Origin of the sequence: Bradyrhizobium sp. CCBAU 53351, assembly GCF_015291745.1 — a bacterium.
Lineage (GTDB): Bacteria > Pseudomonadota > Alphaproteobacteria > Rhizobiales > Xanthobacteraceae > Bradyrhizobium.
The window spans coordinates 1,994,558-2,011,063 of record NZ_CP030059.1 but is presented as its reverse complement, the minus strand read 5'-3'; the positions used below and the strand labels follow the sequence as shown (position 1 = coordinate 2,011,063).

15 protein-coding genes are annotated in these 16,506 nt (G+C 64.3%); 6 read left to right on the top strand and 9 right to left on the bottom strand.

The window, feature by feature from the left end:
- Nucleotides 1-225 precede the first annotated feature (225 nt).
- Together XH83_RS09520 and XH83_RS09515 are read right to left on the bottom strand one after the other, a co-directional pair.
- Nucleotides 226-1,188 (bottom strand): DnaJ C-terminal domain-containing protein, encoded by a 963-nt coding sequence (locus tag XH83_RS09520; protein ID WP_194406748.1) that lies wholly within the window; start codon nucleotides 1,186-1,188, stop codon nucleotides 226-228.
- Between the two features lie 109 nt (nucleotides 1,189-1,297).
- A complete protein-coding gene (locus XH83_RS09515; protein WP_194406747.1) occupies nucleotides 1,298-1,705 on the bottom strand; it encodes an RT0821/Lpp0805 family surface protein in 408 nt (135 codons plus the stop codon).
- Between the two features lie 113 nt (nucleotides 1,706-1,818).
- Between XH83_RS09515 and pdxH the strand changes: the two genes are divergently transcribed.
- Nucleotides 1,819-2,460, top strand: a complete 642-nt coding sequence (gene pdxH, locus XH83_RS09510) for a pyridoxamine 5'-phosphate oxidase (protein WP_194406746.1) — start codon at nucleotides 1,819-1,821, stop codon at nucleotides 2,458-2,460.
- Between the two features lie 27 nt (nucleotides 2,461-2,487).
- Nucleotides 2,488-3,240, top strand: a complete 753-nt coding sequence (locus XH83_RS09505; RefSeq protein WP_194406745.1) for an SDR family NAD(P)-dependent oxidoreductase — start codon at nucleotides 2,488-2,490, stop codon at nucleotides 3,238-3,240.
- Between the two features lie 880 nt (nucleotides 3,241-4,120).
- Here the strand turns inward: XH83_RS09505 and XH83_RS09500 are convergent.
- Nucleotides 4,121-4,339 carry a hypothetical protein gene (locus XH83_RS09500; protein ID WP_194406744.1) on the bottom strand — a complete coding sequence of 73 codons (219 nt, stop codon included), beginning with the start codon at nucleotides 4,337-4,339 and terminating at the stop codon, nucleotides 4,121-4,123.
- A 206-nt stretch (nucleotides 4,340-4,545) separates the two neighbouring features.
- Nucleotides 4,546-5,523 carry a magnesium transporter CorA family protein gene (locus tag XH83_RS09495; RefSeq protein ID WP_194406743.1) on the bottom strand — a complete coding sequence of 326 codons (978 nt, stop codon included), beginning with the start codon at nucleotides 5,521-5,523 and terminating at the stop codon, nucleotides 4,546-4,548.
- 336 nt (nucleotides 5,524-5,859) lie between these two features.
- Here XH83_RS09495 and XH83_RS09490 point away from each other — a divergent pair, with 336 nt between their 5' ends.
- The gene (locus XH83_RS09490; RefSeq protein WP_194406742.1) at nucleotides 5,860-6,546 is read left to right on the top strand and encodes a L,D-transpeptidase; all 687 of its coding nucleotides are present in this window, start codon (nucleotides 5,860-5,862) and stop codon (nucleotides 6,544-6,546) included.
- A 36-nt stretch (nucleotides 6,547-6,582) separates the two neighbouring features.
- Here XH83_RS09490 and XH83_RS09485 read toward each other — a convergent pair whose 3' ends face one another.
- Nucleotides 6,583-7,683: an extensin family protein gene (locus XH83_RS09485; protein WP_194406741.1), complete on the bottom strand. Its 1,101-nt coding sequence runs from the start codon at nucleotides 7,681-7,683 to the stop codon at nucleotides 6,583-6,585.
- Nucleotides 7,684-7,747: 64 nt separating this feature from the next.
- On the opposite strand from XH83_RS09485, the gene XH83_RS09480 reads away from it, so the two are divergent.
- Both XH83_RS09480 and XH83_RS09475 read left to right on the top strand, forming a co-directional pair.
- On the top strand, nucleotides 7,748-9,376 hold the full coding sequence (locus tag XH83_RS09480) for a fatty-acid--CoA ligase (RefSeq protein ID WP_194406740.1): 1,629 nt from the start codon (nucleotides 7,748-7,750) through the stop codon (nucleotides 9,374-9,376).
- 172 nt (nucleotides 9,377-9,548) lie between these two features.
- Nucleotides 9,549-10,403, top strand: coding sequence for a DUF1499 domain-containing protein (locus XH83_RS09475; protein ID WP_194406739.1), 855 nt, complete (start codon nucleotides 9,549-9,551; stop codon nucleotides 10,401-10,403).
- A gap of 67 nt (nucleotides 10,404-10,470) precedes the next feature.
- On the opposite strand, the gene XH83_RS09470 is transcribed toward XH83_RS09475, so the two are convergent.
- The 4 genes from XH83_RS09470 to XH83_RS09455 all read right to left on the bottom strand — a co-directional run bounded on the left by XH83_RS09470 (nucleotide 10,471) and on the right by XH83_RS09455 (nucleotide 15,876).
- Nucleotides 10,471-11,388, bottom strand: a complete 918-nt coding sequence (locus XH83_RS09470) for an MBL fold metallo-hydrolase (RefSeq protein WP_194406738.1) — start codon at nucleotides 11,386-11,388, stop codon at nucleotides 10,471-10,473.
- 163 nt (nucleotides 11,389-11,551) lie between these two features.
- Nucleotides 11,552-12,766 carry an acyl-CoA dehydrogenase gene (locus XH83_RS09465; protein WP_194406737.1) on the bottom strand — a complete coding sequence of 405 codons (1,215 nt, stop codon included), beginning with the start codon at nucleotides 12,764-12,766 and terminating at the stop codon, nucleotides 11,552-11,554.
- Nucleotides 12,767-12,896: 130 nt separating this feature from the next.
- The gene (gene ribB, locus XH83_RS09460; RefSeq protein ID WP_194406736.1) at nucleotides 12,897-13,973 is read right to left on the bottom strand and encodes a 3,4-dihydroxy-2-butanone-4-phosphate synthase; all 1,077 of its coding nucleotides are present in this window, start codon (nucleotides 13,971-13,973) and stop codon (nucleotides 12,897-12,899) included.
- 172 nt (nucleotides 13,974-14,145) lie between these two features.
- On the bottom strand, nucleotides 14,146-15,876 hold the full coding sequence (locus tag XH83_RS09455; RefSeq protein WP_194406735.1) for a cation:proton antiporter: 1,731 nt from the start codon (nucleotides 15,874-15,876) through the stop codon (nucleotides 14,146-14,148).
- Nucleotides 15,877-15,967: 91 nt separating this feature from the next.
- Between XH83_RS09455 and XH83_RS09450 the strand changes: the two genes are divergently transcribed.
- Nucleotides 15,968-16,471 (top strand): DUF3124 domain-containing protein, encoded by a 504-nt coding sequence (locus tag XH83_RS09450; protein ID WP_194406734.1) that lies wholly within the window; start codon nucleotides 15,968-15,970, stop codon nucleotides 16,469-16,471.
- The last annotated feature ends 35 nt before the right edge of the window (nucleotides 16,472-16,506 follow it).

The following is a 16,506-nucleotide window of genomic DNA, read 5'->3' as shown; positions in this document are numbered from 1 at the left end:
CGAAAATGAGCAGCGTTCGATCCGCCGATCGACGCGGGCGGCCTCGATTGGGGTTTTTGGTACCGCGCTGGTCCCCCTCTCGAGGCCGCACCTTTTTATCGGCTGCCCCGCCGGACAGCCGACACGTCGAATTCGTGAAGCGCTACCACGCCTCAGGCATATGATGAGCATCATCTCCCGGACGATGCCCTAGGCCTTTAGGAGAACCCCTTCAGTTCGAATCGCCTAACCAAGCCCGCTACGTGGATTGTAGGGGTGTTGGTCCCGCCACTTCTCCATCAATGCTTCAAGCTCGGCGTCGTTCCCGTCCGGTAGCATAATCCTTACGGTGACGAAGAGATCCCCGGTTCCACCGGATTTTGGCAGGCCCTTGCCCTTGAGGCGGAAGGTCCGGCCGCTGGAGGTGTTTTTCGGGACCGAAAGCTCCACGGCGTTGCCGAGGGTAGGCACGCGGACCTTGGCCCCGAGCACGGCCTCGTAGAGCGTGACCGGCAGGTCGATCCTGAGGTCGGCGCCCTCGACCTTGAAGAACGGGTGCGGGGCAATGTTGATGGTGATCAGGAGATCGCCGGGCGGATGGCCTTGCGCGGACTCGCCTTGCCCCCGGAGCCGGATCTGCTGGCCCTCGGTGACGCCGGCGGGAATCTTGACGTTGAGCTCCTTGCCCGTCGGCAGCCGGACGCGTTTCTCGCCGCCCTTGACCGACTCTTCCAGCGAGACGGACATGGCAACGTTGACGTCGAGATCGAGCCCGACGCCGCCGGTGTCGAATTCGAACTGGGCTCCACCGCCGGCCCCGGGACGGGCGCCGCGCATCCCGCCGCCGAACATGCTGTTGAGGATATCCTCGAAGGCGCCGCCGCCCTGGCCAGGGCCGCCGCCGGAGCGGAACGAATAGCTTTCGAAGCCGCCGGGACCGGCGCGGCCACGCGGCCCGCCACCGCCCGGAAACCCCTGGAAGCGCGGCTTCCCCTCGGCGTCGATCTCGCCGCGGTCGAACTGCTTGCGCTTGTCCTCGTCGCCGATGATCTCGTTCGCCGAGTTGATCTCGGAGAAGCGCTCGGCGGCTTTGGGGTCGTCCTTGTTGCTGTCGGGATGGTGCTTCTTGGCAAGCTTGCGATAGGCGCTCTTGATCGCGGCAGCGCTAGCGCTCCGCGGCACCCCCAAGACCTCATAGGGGTCGCGCATCCGTCACGTCTCCTTCAAGAAATCGAATTGTTCAAAGGGCTCCCCGCCCCACCTACGATCCATGTGGGGGCGGAGTGGCATTTTTGCAACTAGGCTTGCCGACCGAATCCTAGCTCCGCCACGGCTTTAGCGTATGAATCTCCCAACGGCCACGGGTGCTTTGGCAGCCGGCGCCCTGGAGCCAGCTTTCGGTCGCCCCGTTGACATAGCTCGCCAGGAAATCGCGGCATTTGCGGCCGTCCTCGGCGGCATAGGATTGCGCGATCGGCGTCACCGAGCCGCGCGCCCCGGTCTCCGGATTCTCCCAATGCTGACTGGAATCCTTGTCGCCCTTGCTGAGGACGTCGGAGGCGGCGTTGCGGGCGAAGGCGAGATCGGTCTCGGTCGGCGGGGCCTCCTTCGCCGGTCGCGCGATCGAGCCGGTGAGGTCGCTGTCGTCGGCCTTGGCGTAGGCGCTCTGGTCCTTGCGGGAAAAGCTGCATCCCCCGGTACCGAGTCCGATCAGAATGATCGTCATGACGAGGCCTGTGGGTCGGATCGCCGATAGGCCAACGCGTCCCCATGCCCTATATAGGGCGGTAGCGGACGACAACGCGTTTTGGGCCGCGGGACGCAACTCGGACTCCAGACATGACCGACACGACCTCGATGAAACACCAGACACCCTTAACATCCGGTGATTTCACCGCCGCCGACGAGCCATTTGCGCTGTTCGACAGCTGGCTGAACGAGGCGATCAAGAGCGAGCCGAACGATCCGAACGCCATGGCGCTCGCAACCGTCGACCCCGACGGGCTGCCTGATGTGCGCATGGTGCTGATGAAAGGCTTCGATACCGAGGGTTTTGTCTTCTACAGCCACATCGCAAGCCAGAAGGGCCGCGAACTCGCCGCAAATCCTAAGGCCGCTTTACTTTTTCACTGGAAGTCGCTGCGCCGTCAGGTCCGCATCCGCGGCAACGTGACGCCGGTGACGGAGGCCGAGGCCGACGCCTATTTCGCCACCCGGCCCAAGCAGGCCCAGATCGGCGCCTGGGCGAGCAAGCAGTCGCAGGAGCTGGAGAGCCGCTTCGCCTTCGAACAAGCCATCGCGAAAGTCGCGGCCAGACACGTCATCGGCGAAGTGCCGCGGCCGCCGGGCTGGAGCGGCTGGCGCATCACGCCCGCGCGGATCGAGTTCTGGCACGACCGCCCATTCCGTCTGCACGACCGCATCGAATTTCGCCGTGACGCGGTCGGCCAACCGTGGTCCAAGACGCGGATGTACCCTTAAAACTTTGGGCCGACCTGAAAGATGTCCATGCCGCATTCGTCCAATGCGCCGCGCCGCACGCTGCTCCTGACCGGAGCAAGCCGCGGCATCGGCCACGCCACCGTGATCCGCTTTTCCTCGGCGGGGTGGCGCGTCATCACCTGCTCGCGGCATCCGTTCCCGGAGGATTGTCCGTGGGATGCCGGCCCTGAGGATCACATTCAGGTCGATCTCGGCAGTCCCGCGGACACGACCCGCGCGATTTCCGATATCCGCGACCGGCTCGAAGGCGGCATGCTGCATGCGCTGGTCAACAACGCCGCGATCTCGCCGAAGGGCCCCGGCGGCTCCCGGCTCGGCTCGGTCGACACCGATCTCGATACCTGGACGCATGTCTTCCACGTCAACTTCTTCGCGCCGATCATGATCGCGCGCGGGCTGATCGAGGAATTGAAGGCGGCCAAGGGATCGGTCGTGAACGTCACCTCGATCGCCGGCTCGCGCGTGCATCCGTTCGCGGGCGCCGCCTACGCCACCTCGAAGGCCGCGCTCGCCTCTCTGACGCGTGAGATGGCCTCCGACTTCGGCCGCGTCGGCGTGCGCGTCAACGCCATCGCACCGGGCGAGATCGACACTTCGATCCTGTCGCCGGGCACCGAGAAGATCGTCGAGCAGCAGATCCCGATGCACCGCCTCGGCACCCCCGACGAGGTCGCCAAGATCATCTACGTGCTGTGCACGGACACCAGCTCCTACGTCAACGGCGCGGAGATCCACATCAACGGCGGCCAGCACGTATAGGTTCTTCTCGTCATTGCGAGCACAGCAAAGCAATCCGGAATCCTTCCGCGGAAAGACTCCGGATTGCTTCGTGCCTTGCAGGCATGCCTTCGCGTTCTCGCGGCTGAATTCGCCCGAGATTTGCTTCGTCGCTCCACCCTCAAGCCAAGAGGGCGCAGGGAAGGCCGGGTGCTGGCACGCACCCGCGGTCCGCTGCGCTAGAGCACACGCAGGAAGAACCGCACAGCAGCATACAGGTGTGGCCGAACACTCGACCTTCCCTGCGCGATGGTCGGACGGCTTATGCCGCGCTCTCCCGGGAGCCGAACTTTCCTTTGGCCTCCCTCGCCGTTCGAATTGACGATGCCGTCCACCCGGTTGGGCTCGCGCGCATCTTCGAACAGGCTTGACCGTAGCAACGACGGCCAGGACCACACGGTTTTGCCGTACGCGCATTCGCTGGTCACCACGTTATCTCCCGGCCTAGTCGACGTTACCGAAAGAACGTGGCGAGACGAATTGAACAGCGCCGTTCGTCTGCACGCGGCCACGGGCTCACAGGGACTACCCGCCCTGCCCGCACCTCTCATGCCGACGCTGCCGCGTCCACCGCAAGCCCGGCTCGCGATCAAGACGACCTCGAGATCGCCCCTCCTGGTGAGCCGGGATGGGCGACACATACGCCAAAACCGAATTTCGGTAAAGTGGAATATTTTTGCGCGAGCTGGTTGACAGCAGCCGACACAGGCTGTGTTTCGGCTGAATGAGCGGTTCAGTCGACCGCTAGCGCACCTGCCCATCAGGCGTCACAGCTGACAGACCTGAAAGATAACGAAGGAAGGAAGCAAGGCGATCCAGACAACGCCGCCGCAAGACCTGGATCGCCCTTACCTTCCGTTCCTCAATCGATTCGAATCCGACGTGACCTGTCGCGCGGCCGCGGAGCGGCCGAGCTGAATGCGGTCGAGCAGTCGTCGTCATTCTCACCGTCGAGCAGCGGAGCACCACAGTGCCGGCACATGCGCACCGACATCGACGACGCCTTGCCGATCGTCATCGCCTGACGATAGTTCGCCAGATCGATGACGTTGCGGGGCGACGTTATGTGTTTCTCAACCATGGTTGTTCCTCGCGGCTACGCACTGCTTATCGCAGACAAGTTTCGCGCAAACGTTCAGCCCACCGCTCAAATTTTACCGGAGGAATTGCGGCACGGTGCACCCATCACCGCGACGCCTCAATCTCGATCTATTCTGCGACACGATGAGCCGTGTCTCTGCGTCCGGCGTAAGGTCTCGGTCACTATTTTCCGAGAGCGCGACGCGTTCAGAGCCACTTCTTGAACTTGAATATCCAGTACGGGACGATCGCGGCGATCAGCATCATCACCAGCGCCATCGGATAGCCGTGCACCCATTCGAGTTCCGGCATCACCTTGAAGTTCATGCCGTAGATCGATGCGATCAGCGTCGGCGGCATCAGGACAACGGCCATGACCGAGAACAGCTTGATGATGTTGTTCTGCTCGAGATTGACGACGCCGAGCATGGCGTCGAGCACGAAAGTGATCTTGTTGGAGAGATAGGAGGCGTGGTCGGTCAGTGATGCCACGTCACGCTGCATGGTCTTGAGCTGCTCGCGCATGTCCTTTGACCATTTCACGCCCTCCACCACCGCGGACAGGAACGTCACGACGCGGCCGATCGAGACCAGGCTCTCGCGAACCTTCGAGGTCAAATCGCCCTTGCGGCCGATCGAGATCAGGATCTGGGAATATCTCTTGGCCTGCCCGTGGCGCTCGCTCTCGGGCTCGAAGATGTCGTGGCTGACCTGGTCGATCTCGGCGCCGCATCGCTCCAGGATGTCGGCGCAACGGTCGATGACGGCGTCCAGCAGCTCCATCAGCACGGCCTCGCCGGTGATGGACGGCGCGCAGGAGCGGGCGAACTTGGCCTCGACCAGGGCAAACGGCTTGGGCTGGTCGTAGCGCACCGTGACCAGGCGATGATCGGCGAGGATGAAGGTCACCGCTGTGGTCCTGGGCATGTCGGTATCGGAGTGGCACATCAGCGTCGCGGTCATGTAGCGCGCGCCATTCTCGATATAGAGGCGGCTGGAGATCTCGATCTCCTGCATGTCCTCCCGGGTCGGAATGGCGACACCCGCGAGCCGCTCTACCGCCTTGTCCTCGGCCCCGGTCGGATTGACGAGATCGATCCAGACCGCGCTTTCGGGCAACGCGGCGAGATTCTCAACGACAACCTTCTTCAGCGCGGACTCGGAGGGAACAAACACCGAAAACATGCACGACTCCGAGGATCTGCGACAGAATGACAGCCCTTAGCGCGATTCTGGCCAGTTCACGATGACAACTGCATTAAGGAAGCGTTTGCATTTGTGGCGGTGCCATGGCCCAACTGTGGCACGGAATCGACAGTCCGGCGTTCCCCGCCCCAAAACCTCCACGCGGCCGCAAAATTTGCGGCAGAAAAGCCACAGGTAGGCTCTCGCAGCGCGGGAAAAGGGCTTCAGTGCTGGAATTGTGGCAGATTTCAACGATAATGGGATTAAACGGAGTCGAGGAACTTGGGCGTTAAGCTCAGGCGTTCCGCACGGTATTGTTTTGATTGGAACCAAACCATGTCGTCGCTGAAAGTTAAATTTGCGATTTTGGCCGCTGGCCTGATGCTGTCGGGCTGTATGCAGGCCACGCGTTACGAGGCGACCGACACCAAGGCCTTCAAGCCGAAGGACAAGGAACTGCTCGCCAAGGTCCGGTACGAAAACACCGCGGTTGCCGAGCCGTTCCGCCGCGCCATCGTCGAATACCACCGCAAGGAAACGCCGGGCTCGATCGTGGTCGATTCCGACAACCATTATCTCTACTACGTGCTGGATGGCGGCAAGGCGATCCGCTACGGCATCACCGTCGGCGAAGAAGCCATGGCCTGGTCGGGCATCGCCAAGGTGGGCAGCAAGACCGAATGGCCGGCCTGGCATCCGACCCCCGGCGAGATCTCGCGCCTGGGCGTGCCGACCTATGTCGCGCCGGGTCCGGACAATCCGATGGGCTCCCGCGCGATGTACCTCTATTCGGGCGGCAAGGACACGCTGTTCCGCATCCACGGCACCAACCAGCCGGAATATATCGGCGCCTCGATCTCCTCGGGCTGCATCCGCCTGACCAACGAGGATGCGATCGACCTCTATGATCGCGTCAAGGTCGGCACCCTCGTCGTGGTGCTCGAGCCCAAGCACGGCGACTCGCCCTACAATTCGCGGCTTGCGCTCGGCAGCAGCCAGACCGGCCAGGCGGGCAGCTACTGATCGCCCCCTGATCTCCTGACATCAGAAGCGCCGGTTTCACCGGCGCTTTTTTGTTGCCGGCTTGTGCGGCCGGGACTTGCTGCCCTCGGCTGCCGGCTTGTCCGCAGGCGCGGGAGCCTTCTCGGCCGCCTCGTCGTCGGCTCCGTCCTTGACGTTCTCCTTGGCCTCGGGCTTGGCGGCGATCTCGCGTGGCGGCGCCTCCTCGGGACGCTCCGCCGGCAGCAGCGGGGCGACCTGGGGCAAGGGATCCCAGACATTCCACTGGCAGATCCGGTAGTCGTTGCGCCGCTGCGCCAAATCGAGATGGATGTGGTCCTCGTGGTACCAGTCCGAGCCCGGACCGAGCACGGTGGAAAACCGCGTGCAGACCGAGTGCAGCACGCGCTCGCGCACGTCGCGGGACATGGTGCGGTCGGTGAGGCCGATCGACTGCCCGTTGGCCAGCTTGATGGCGCGGACATCGATGGCGTTGGCCTTGCCGTGCTCCGACAGCATTGCGCCGGCGACGCGGTTGCGGCCGCGGCACTCGAAGCTGTCGAAATTGTCGAGTTCGCCAATGGTCGTGCCGAGGCTGTTGGCCAGCGGCACCATGTCCTTGCGCAGCCAATCGGCGAGCGCGGTCGCCATGGTGCAGCGAAGGATCGCCGCCGGCTTGACCGCCACCTTCCGCTTGTCCGGCAGCACGACGGCCTCCAGCCGCACCAGATCCTCGCCGCCGCAGGCGCCAGGGCCGCGGATATCCGGAATGGAGGGCGCGATCGCGATCTCCTCGGTCAGCGCGAGACGGCAGGCCGAGACCGGTTTTGGGGGTGGCGTCGCGGCCTCGGCAGGCTTGTCGGTGCCGGGCTTGTCTGCAGAAGCAGGCTTGCCCTCGGCATCTGGCGGAGCCTCATCCGAGGCCTTGGGCGCCTCCTCGGGGCGCGGTCTCGGAAGCGGGATCTTGGCGGCATGGACCGCCGGGCGCGGCCGGGGTGCGCCGATACCGAAGATATCCAGCGGGGATGTCGATTTTCGTCCCTCCGCCCTCTCGGTGAGCACCAGCGACAATCCCAGCGCAGCGGTAACCATTGCCGCGCCAGCGGACATATAGCCGCGACAAGACCATTTGCGGCGAAAGTCCGGCAGGCTAAAACTCATGGCAATCTTTGGCCCAACGCTGAGAGCGATAACGCGCCCAGCGACTTCTCGGAGGAACGTCGGAATGCTTGGTTTGATGCAAGATTGGCCCCTGCTCTGCCACCGGATCATCGAACACGCCGCCAAAATTCATGGCAAGCAGGAGGTTGTCACACGCTCGGTCGAGGGACCGATCCATCGCACCACTTACGGCGAGATTCACAAGCGCGCGCTGAAGGTCTCGCAGATGCTGGAGCGCGACGGCATCAAGCTCGGCGACCGTGTCGCAACGATCGCCTGGAACACCTGGCGCCATCTCGAGGTGTGGTACGGCATCATGGGAATCGGCGCCATCTGCCATACCGTCAATCCCCGCCTTTTCCCCGAGCAGATTGCCTGGATCATCAACCATGCGCAGGACCGCATCGTGATGACCGACATCACCTTCGTTCCGATCCTGGAGAAGATCGCCGACAAGCTGCCGAGCGTTGAGCGCTACGTGGTGCTCACCGACAAGGCGCATATGCCGCAGACCACGCTGAAGAACGTGATCGCCTACGAGGACTGGATTGCGCAGGCGGACGGCAAATTCAAATGGAAGGACTTTGACGAGAACACGGCAGCCGCGATGTGTTACACCTCCGGCACCACCGGCGACCCCAAGGGTGTGCTGTATTCGCATCGCTCCAACGTGCTGCACGCGCTGATGGCCAACAATGTCGACGCCCTCGGCACGAGCGCGTCCGAGACAATGCTGCCGGTAGTTCCGCTGTTCCATGCCAACAGCTGGGGCATCGCCTTCTCGGCCCCTTCGCAGGGCACCAAGCTGGTCATGCCCGGCGCCAAGCTCGACGGCGCCTCGGTCTATGAACTGCTCTCGACCGAGAAGGTGACGCACACCGCCGGCGTGCCGACGGTGTGGCTGATGCTGCTCCAGCACATGTCCGCGAACAATCTCAAGCTGTCGGACCTGAAGATGGTGATCTGCGGCGGCTCGGCGATGCCGCGCTCGATGATCAAGGCCTTCCTCGACATGGGCTCGAACGTGCGTCACGCCTGGGGCATGACCGAGATGAGCCCGATCGGCAGCGTCGCGGCGCTGAAGCCGCCGTTCCAGAACGCCACCGGCGATGCACGGCTCGACGTGCTGCAGATGCAGGGCTATGCGCCCTTCGCGGTCGAGATGAAGATCACCGACGATGCCGGCAAGGAGCTGCCCTGGGACGGCAAGACCTTCGGCCGCCTCAAGGTCTCCGGCCCCGCCGTCGCCAAGGCCTATTACCGCGTCGATAGCAACATTCTCGACGAGGACGGCTTCTTCGACACCGGCGACGTCTCGACCATCGACGAGGACGGCTACATGCGGATCACCGACCGCTCCAAGGACGTGATCAAGTCCGGCGGCGAATGGATCTCCTCGATCGACCTCGAAAACCTCGCGGTCGGTCACCCCGCCGTGGCGGAAGCCGCCGTGATCGGCGTGTTCCACCCCAAATGGGACGAGCGGCCGCTCCTGATCGTGCAGCTCAAGCAGGGCCAGCAGGCCACGCGCGAGGAGATCCTGAAATACATGGACGGCAAGATCGCCAAATGGTGGATGCCCGACGACGTCGCCTTCGTCGAAGGTATTCCGCACACCGCCACCGGCAAGATCCTGAAGACGGCGCTACGCGACCAGTTCAAGGATTATCGCTTCCCGAACGCGGCGGCGTAAGGCCATCGTTCGAATGTCATTCCGGGGCGATGCGAAGCATCGAACCCGGAATGACGGTTCGTCCGGGCCGTAACAGTCCGGTCTCCCTTGAATTTGCCCCCGCGCCGTGGTCTCAACGGCGCATCGTCGCGCCGCACTGGCCGGCATCGCCAACCCCGGCAGAGCTCACTCGATGGCCCGCAGGTTTTCCGCTCCCTATCAGTCGGAGCCCGTGTCCAGCCTCGCGAGCTGGGCGCGCAATCTGGCCGTGTTCGCGGTGGTGGCGGTGGTGGTGTCGGTCATCATCGTCCGCTTCGACTTCCTGGAGCCGAAGCCGGCGCTGGCGACCTTCTTCGGTGGGCTCGCGATCGCGGGCCTCTCGATCCTGTTCGGTCTCCTAGGCTTTGCCGCGATCTGGCAGAACGGCTCGCGCGGCATGGCGCGCATCCTGCTCGCGTTCCTGATCGACGGAGCGATCCTCGCCTATCCCGCCTATCTGGCCTTGCAATATCGCAAGCTGCCGGCGATCTACGACATCACCACCGACCCGATCGACCCGCCGCGTTTCGAGGCCTTAGCGCGCCTGCGCACCGGCGAGGGCACCAACACCGCGGTCTATGCCGGCCTCTATTCGGCGGAGCAGCAGCGCCACTTCTATCCGGACATCGAGCCCGTCGAGCTCGAGATTTCCGTCGACCGCGCCTATGCGATCGCGCTCCAGCTCGTCAACAAGCGCAAATGGATCGTCATCGACGAGCGTGCACCGCAGCCGCCGCGCCGCATCGGCCGCATCGAGGCGGTGGCGCGGACGCCGATCATGGGTTTCCGCGAGGACGTTTCGATCAGGTTCGTGGCGGACGGCGATGATTCCCGCGTCGATATCCGCTCGGCCTCGCGCAATTTCGACAGCGATCTCGGCAGCAACGCCGCGCGCGTCAAGAAATTCATCGACGATCTCAACACCGCCGCCGATGCCGACGCGCTCAAGCCGGTGAAGAAGACGCCGGTGACGCCGCCGAAGGCACCGGCAAAGACGGTGAAGAAGTAGCGAATGGGAAGTGGCGAATAGCGAGTGGACGCCACCCTATTCGCTACTCCCTATTCGCCATTCGCCCTCAAGCCATCCGATACGTCCCGCCGATCACGGGATCGCCATCCGTCGCCACCACGCCGCGGGCGACCAAATCTTCCAGATGCGCCAGCACCGAATAGCCGGCGGCCGTCGTCAGCCGGGGATCGATGCCGATATAGATTGCGCGGACCATGGTCGGGATGTCGGTCTCGCCCTTGGCGAGGCGGTGCAGGATCGAGGCCTCGCGCGCCTTGCGGTGGCGGATCAGGAAGCGCACGAAGCGCCGGCCGTCGGGAATCTCCGGGCCGTGGCCGGAGAAATAGAGGTCCTCCTCGCGCGCGGCGAGCCGGTCGAGCGAGTCCATGTAGTCGATCATGGAGCCGTCGGGCGGCGCCACGATCGAGGTGGACCAGCCCATCACGTGATCGCCGACGAAAGTGAACTTTCGCTCCGGCCAGGCGAAGGCCAGATGATTGGCGGTGTGCCCCGGCGTCGCCACCGCCTCGAGCCGCCAGCCGTCGCCTTCGACGACATCGCCATCTGCGATCTTGATGTCGGGCACGAAATCCCGATCGGAGCCGGATTCCGGATTGTGCTTCTCGCTCTCGAAACGCGGGCGCGAGGCGCGGTGCGGGCCTTCGGCATAGACCGGCGCGCCCGTCACCTGCTTGATCCGCGCGGTGTTCGGCGAATGGTCGCGATGGGTATGCGTGACGAAGATATGGCTCACCGTCTCGCCGCTGATGGCATCGAGCAGCGCAGCCGCATGTGCCGCGTCGTCCGGGCCGGGATCGATGATCGCGACATTGCCCCGGCCGACGATGTAGCTGACCGTGCCGGTGAAGGTGAACGGGCTCGGATTGTTGCAGAGCACGCGGCGCACGCCGGGCCGGACTTCCTCGACGATGCCGGGCTTCAGCGGAAAATTGCGGTTGAACGGGACGTCGTCATTGTCGGACATGGCTTGCTCATACCTTGCTGACTTCGTCATGCCCGGCCTTGTGCCGGGCATCCGCGTTCTTCGCGTGGCCCTGAGACGTGGATGGCCGGGACATCTAGCGCGAAGACGTGCTTCGCGCTTTGCCCGGCCATGACGTCAGAGTTTCCTACCTCGACTCTCGAGCTCAGAAAAACGCCTGAATGCCCGTGATCGCACGTCCGAGGATCAGGGCGTGGACGTCGTGGGTGCCCTCGTAGGTGTTGACCGTCTCGAGGTTATGGACGTGGCGCATCACGTGGTACTCGATCGAGATGCCGTTGCCGCCATGCATGTCGCGTGCGACGCGGGCGATGTCGAGAGCCTTGCCGCAATTGTTGCGCTTCATGATCGAGATCATCTCGGGGGCGAACTTGCCCTCGTCCATCAGGCGGCCGACGCGAAGCGAGCCCTGGAGGCCCAGCGCGATCTCGGTCTGCATGTCGGCGAGCTTCTTCTGCACCAGCTGGGTCGCGGCGAGCGGCTTGCCGAATTGCTTGCGGTCCAGGGTGTACTGGCGGGCGCGATGCATGCAGTCCTCGGCGGCGCCGAGCACGCCCCAGGAGATGCCGTAGCGGGCGCGGTTGAGGCAGCCGAAGGGACCCTTCAGGCCGGAGACGTTGGGCAGCAGCGCGTCCTCGGGGACCACGACGCCGTCCATCACGACCTCGCCGGTGATGGAGGCGCGAAGCGACAGCTTGCCGCCGATCTTCGGGGCGGAGAGGCCCTTCATGCCCTTCTCCAGCACGAAGCCGCGGATCTGGTTGTCGTGCGCGGCCGACTTGGCCCAGACCACGAACACGTCGGCGATCGGCGCGTTCGAGATCCACATCTTGCTGCCGGTGAGGCGATAGCCGTCCGCGACCTTCTCGGCACGCGTCTTCATGCCGGCCGGATCGGAGCCCGCGTCAGGCTCGGTCAGGCCGAAGCAGCCGACCCACTCGCCGCTGGCGAGCTTCGGCAGGTACTTCTTGCGCTGGTTCTCGTCGCCATAGGCGTAGATCGGATACATCACCAGCGAGGACTGCACCGAATTCATCGAGCGGTAGCCGGAATCGACCCGCTCGATCTCGCGCGCGACCAGGCCGTAAGCCACGTAGCTCGCATTGGCGCAGCCATATTCCTCGGGCAGCGTGATGCCGATCAGGCCAAGCTCGCCCATCTCGTTGAAGATCTCGCGGTCGGTCTTCTCTTCGAGATAGGCCTTGGAGACGCGCGGCAGCAGCTTGTCCTGGGCGTAGGCGCGGGCGGTGTCGCGCACCATGCGCTCGTCTTCGGTGAGCTGCTCGTCGAGCAGGAACGGATCGTCCCACTGGAATGAAGCCGCAGCCGGCTTGTCCTTGGCCTGAGGGCGCACGCTCATGAAACGTCCTTTCGTCTGGTTCCGTCAAAATTTGCCCGACAAAGTAAAGCGCCGCGGCAACAAGTGCAATTGCATCCTGGTTTCGTCATTCCGGGGCGCTTTCAGCGCCATCCCGGAACGACACGACGTGTCAGCTCTCGAGCTGCTCGTTGGCGACGATCTCGATGCCGAAGCCCGACAGGCCCTTGTAGTCGTGCACCGAGGAGGTGAGATGCCGGATCGAGGTAACGCCAAGATCGCGCAGGATCTGCGCGCCGACGCCGACCTCGCGCCACTGCCGGTTGCGGTCGGCCTCCGTTGCGGTCTCGTCCGGCAACGCCGACACCGGCACGCCGGCCGCGCCATCGCGCAAATAGACCAGCACGCCACGGCCCGATTTCTTGAAATGCTCGAGCACCGCCGCCATGCGCTTGTGGCCCGTGAAGATGTCCTTGACGATGTTCGGCTTGTGGAAGCGCGTCAGCACGTTCTTGCCGTCACCGACGCCGTTGTAGACGAACGCGACGTGGGCGATGGAATCGAACGGCGAGCGGTAGGCATAGCCCTGCAACGGTCCGATCGGGCTTTCGGTGACGAAGGTCGAGACCCGTTCGATCAGCTTCTCGCGCGCCTGGCGGTAGGCGATCATGTCCGCGATGGTGACGTGCTTCAGCTTGTGCTGGGCGGCGAAGCGGGCGACCTGCTCGCCCTTCATCACGCTGCCGTCGTCGTTCATCAACTCGCTGATGACGCCGACCGGCGGCAGCCCTGAAAGCTTGCAGAGATCGACGGCGGCTTCCGTATGGCCGGAGCGCAAGAGCACGCCGCCGTCCTTGGCGATCAGCGGGAAGATGTGACCGGGCCGGGCGAAATCGTTGGCGCCGACGTTGGGATTGGCCAGCGCGCGGCAGCAGGAGGCGCGCTCCTCGGCGGAGATGCCGGTGCCGCCATCGGGCTTGTAGTCGATCGAGACCGTGAACGCGGTGGTGTGCGCGGAATCGTTATGGGCCACCATCGGGTCGAGCCGCAGGCGGCGAGCGTCCTCGGTGGTCACGGGCGCGCAGACGATGCCGGAGGTGTGACGGATGATGAACGCCATCTTCTCGGCGGTGCAGAGCGAGGCGGCGACGATCAGATCGCCCTCGCCCTCGCGGTCCTCGTCGTCGGTGACGACCACGAGCTCACCCCGGGCAAAGGCCTGCAAAACTTCCTGGACGCTATCGGGCATGTCCCAATCTCTATCGGTTATGAGCGGGAGGCTTAGCCGGACTTGGGGCGGGGCGCTAGTGTCCTGGACGCAACCGCTTATTCCGGGTCGCGGACCATCCGGGGCCCGGCTTGCACCGAAGATACCAGGGATATGGGCGCAGACAGCCGGAGCGGAAGGCGGCCGGCCGCCCTCAGGGCAACACTTCGCGGCGCTCGCCGAGACGCTGATCGAGCTCGGCGCGCTTGTCGGCGAGAAGGCCAGCCTGGGCCGCCTCGATGACCGTGAACAGCTCGTGCGCATCGCTGAGCCGGGTCACGGTGACGTAGCTGGCGCCGGCCTCGTAGAGCGCGCCGACATCGGCCAGCAGGTCGGCGGTGGCGACGATCAGGGCAGTCGGATTGAGCGCGCGGACGTGGCGGACCAGTTTTTCGTTGGTGGCACCCTTCAGCAGCGAATCCGGCACGCTGAGGATGATCATCTCGGACTTGCCGATGCCGGCATGGAGCAGCGTATCGACATTGCTGATATCGCCGTAGATCACGTGCAGGCCGCGCGAAAGCAGGGTCTGGTACACATTGGGGTTGAAGTCGACCACCGTGATCTGCTCGAGCAGCACCGGCGCCTGCCGTTCAATCTCGGCCAGCAGCGCGCTCGCCGCACGGAAAAACCCGAGGATGACGATACGGCGGGCCTCGCCGTGGCCGCCCTCGTGCCCCTCCTCGCCATGGCCGCTGCCGTGGTCGAGATCCCTAAGGCCGATCCGCTTCAGGGGGCCGATCGCCCAGCGGGTGATCTCGTCGCTCCGGCTCATCGCGAAGGTCGAGAGCACCGCCAGCACCACGAAGGCGAAGGAGGCGGCGTTGGCTGTCTGCGCTGCGATATGGTGATCGTTGACGCCGGTCTGGATCACCACCAGCGAGAACTCGGAGATCTGCGCGAGATTCAGCGCCGGCAACAGGCTGGCGCGCAGGCCCTGCTTCATCAGATAGAGCGGCGTGAAGGTGGTGACGATGCGGCTCACCACCGTGAAAGCCGCGATCATCAGCGCCAGTCCGATCACGGAGAGGCCGGGGATGGGAATGGTCATGCCAAGCGCGACGAAAAACAGGGTGATGAAGAAGTCGCGGAGCGTGGTGACCTTGGCGGTGACGTCGAGCGCGTAGGGAAAGGTCGAGAGCGAGACGCCGGCGATCAGGGCGCCCATCTCGCGCGACAGCGACAGCCGTTCAGCGGTCTCGGCGACGAGAAAGCACCAGGCCAGCGCGCCGAGCAGGATCAGCTCGGGGCGCCGGGCGATCTGGTGGAACAGTCGCGGCAGCACGTAGCGGCTGACCAGGAGCGCAGCAGCGACCAGCACCGCGACGCGGCCGATCGAGAGCAGGATGACGCTGGCCTGCAGATTGGCAAGACTCGGCTGCACCGCCAGGAACAGGATGGCGAAGATGTCCTGAAGCACCAGCACGCCGAGCGTGATGCGCCCCGGCAGCGTGTCGAGCTCGCGCTTCTCGTAGAGCACCTTGACGATGATCACGGTGCTCGACAGCGCACAGGCGACGCAGAGATAGACCGCATCGAAGTGCCCGCCGCCGAGCGACAGGCCGATGCCGACGAAGAACAGCACCCCGAGCAGGCAGCCGCCGAGCAGCTGGCCGCCCGCCGCGAACAGGATCACCTTTCCCGCCCGCACGATCTTCTTCAGGTCGATCTCGAGCCCGATCATGAACAGCATGAAGATCAGGCCGAGCTCGGAGATGACGCCGATCGATTCCTGCGAGTGGACCCAGCCGGTGCCGAATGGACCTATGCAGAAGCCGGCGATAAGATAGGCCAGGATCAGCGGCTGCCGTGAGAAATGGGCGAGCAGGCCCAGCATCCAGGCAAACAGAATACAGAGAGTGATGTCGCGAATGAGCTCGTGCATACCAAATTGGTCCGTTTTGCCGCACCCTAGAGGCGGGTTGCGGCGCGGCAAGCGAGCAATTCGTCACATGCGAGAAGCGTCGTTCGCAGCAATGCTGCTATGCTCTCTCGCCTTTGCCGTGCCCGCCGCCGCACAATCCAAGGTCAATATTGAACAGAACTTTGCCGATTCCCTCACCGCAATGCCGAACCAGGAACTCGCCGTCTCCGGCGGGTTCTACGTGCCCGCCTATTCCAGCGTGGCGATGAGCCAGGGCAAGCTGCGCGTCGACTTCTCGGTGACCTTGAGTGTTCACAACGCCTCCGAGACGCAAGCACTGGTAGTCAAACGCATCGCCTATTTCGACACCGCAGGCAAGCAGGTCGAGACCTACCTGAAGGGACAGGTCGCCCTGAAGCCTCTGGCGACGATCTCGATCTTCATTCCGACCGACGACGTGCGCGGCGGGACCGGCGCCAATTTCCTGGTCGACTGGGCCGCGACAGGCGAGATCGCCGAGCCCGTGGTCGAGGCGCTGATGGTTGGCGGCGTCGCCAATGCGCATTACGCTTTCATCAGCCAGGGCCGTCCGACCCGGACGGCCGGCAAGAAGTAAGCGCGTCCGCCCCCCGGGGGGCGGACGGAAAGAAC